The following is a 2,216-nucleotide window of genomic DNA, read 5'->3' as shown; positions in this document are numbered from 1 at the left end:
CTAATATTTCTGTTGCCATGAAAAATGACAGTCAACGCGATGCTGCACTTATTACCTTTTTAGCTACAGCATCGGGCATGCATTTTCTTGGATTAAGCTCAGTTTTTTGGGGTATTTGTATTGGTGTAATCGCCCATTTCATTCTCACACCACGCTCAACACCAACCACAAATTAAGTTTTTTATCTAAGCCCTCATCCCAATAGAACCTCAATCGCCAAATCAGAATGCAAATAATTTGCTATTTCTGATTTGGCGATTTTTTTATTGAATATAGATTAAATTTCATTTTTAAGATGAATCTCTAAAATAATTAAATAATAGACTTTAGTATTTTGTTTTTATATTTTCACTTCAATTCATAATATAAATTTAGCTATATTTTTAGCTATGATTATCATCAATAAAATCTATAAAAAAACATCTCTAAAATCCTTAAAATTCTCATCATACAATATTTACCCCCATTTTAAAGACACAACAAAACCAACTAAAGAAATAAAAATAAATACATATTTTTCAAATAATTAAATTAAAAAAAGCACAATACCTTAAAGACATAAAGATATATCAATTAGGTTTTTGACTCCAACTCAATAACAAAATAGTTTATTAAAAAATAACGCGATGCTTCACAAATTGGAGGTGAAGAAAATGGATACGAGCAAGGTTAATATTAATGAGTTAATTGATAAAGCCAGTTTTACATCTTTTCATTGGAAAGTTTTAATCTGGTGCCTACTTATTATTATTTTTGATGGATATGATTTAGTTATTTATGGGGTTGCTCTTCCTCTGTTAATGCAACAATGGTCATTAACTGCGGTAGAAGCTGGTTTACTCGCCAGTGCTGCTCTATTCGGGATGATGTTTGGTGCCATGATTTTCGGCACACTTTCAGACAAACTGGGACGTAAAAAAACCATCCTGATTTGTGTCACCTTATTCAGCGGATTTACCTTTATTGGTGCCTTTGCCAAAGGACCAACTGAGTTTGCTATTTTGCGCTTTATTGCAGGCCTTGGGATTGGTGGCGTTATGCCAAACGTTGTTGCGCTTATGACCGAATACGCACCCAAAAAAATCCGCAGTACATTGGTCGCAATCATGTTTAGTGGCTATGCAATTGGCGGCATGACATCAGCGCTACTTGGTGCATGGCTCGTGAAAGATATGGGCTGGCAAATCATGTTTTTAATTGCAGGTATTCCCCTGTTATTGCTCCCACTCATTTGGAAATTTTTGCCTGAATCTCTTACCTTTTTAGTGAAATCAAACCATAGCGAGCAGGCAAAAAGTATTGTTTGTAAAATTGCGCCAGAAACGCAGGTAAACGCCAATACACAACTGGTGTTAAACGAAAGCACCACAACCGATGCCCCTGTCCGTGCGCTTTTCCAACAAGGCCGTACTTTTAGCACATTTATGTTCTGGATTGCTTTCTTTATGTGCTTACTCATGGTGTATGCCTTAGGCAGCTGGTTACCTAAACTCATGCTGCAAGCGGGCTATTCGTTAGGTGCAAGCATGTTATTCCTGTTTGCACTTAATATTGGCGGCATGGTCGGTGCAATTGGTGGCGGTGCTTTAGCGGACAGATTCCATCTAAAACCGGTTATTACGATCATGTTTATTGTGGGTTCAGCAGCTTTAATTCTGCTTGGCATTAATAGTCCACAATTTATTTTATATAGCCTGATTGCAATTGCTGGTGCTGCCACAATTGGTTCGCAAATCTTACTCTACACCTTCGTTGCACAGTTCTATCCGACAGCACTTCGTTCAACTGGCATGGGCTGGGCATCTGGAATTGGCCGTATCGGTGCGATTATTGGACCAGTTTTAACAGGAGCCCTTCTCACACTTGAGCTTCCTCACCAAATGAATTTCTTAGCGATTGCAATTCCGGGTGTGATTGCTGCACTTGCAATATTTATGGTCAATCTAAAAGCCTCTGTTGCTGCACAAACGCCATCAACTTTTAACCCTCAAAACACGCTTACCCAGCAGTAAATATAAATGCGCCGAGGATTGGCGCATCTTTTTGGAAATGGATTATGGAATTATTACACCGCTTTAAGCCACGTGCTTTAACTTTCGCGACCTTAATATTGATGTGTGGCAATTCATTCGCTGCAAATCCAAATCAGCAGCCCGAAGATGAATGGAAATTCACTTTAAAAAACGCCTATATCAACCGTAATTTTGATAATGATG

General features: G+C 38.0%; 2 protein-coding genes and 1 pseudogene. All 3 read left to right on the top strand.

The annotated features are described in order from the left end of the window. The coding region (locus UC75_RS21625; RefSeq protein ID WP_228137358.1) for a benzoate/H(+) symporter BenE family transporter at positions 1-176 on the top strand (176 nt) is incomplete at its 5' end. 477 nt (positions 177-653) lie between these two features. After that, positions 654-2,012, top strand: coding sequence for an aromatic acid/H+ symport family MFS transporter (locus tag UC75_RS12590; RefSeq protein WP_049837797.1), 1,359 nt, complete (start codon positions 654-656; stop codon positions 2,010-2,012). 44 nt (positions 2,013-2,056) lie between these two features. After that, positions 2,057-2,216: pseudogene (locus UC75_RS21620) on the top strand (outer membrane porin, OprD family); the annotation flags it as partial.

This window comes from Acinetobacter sp. V2 (genome assembly GCF_001188385.1).
Taxonomy (GTDB): Bacteria; Pseudomonadota; Gammaproteobacteria; order Pseudomonadales; family Moraxellaceae; genus Acinetobacter; species Acinetobacter oleivorans.
Note: the sequence above shows the minus strand (reverse complement) of the source record. Positions and strands in the feature narration are given on the sequence as shown.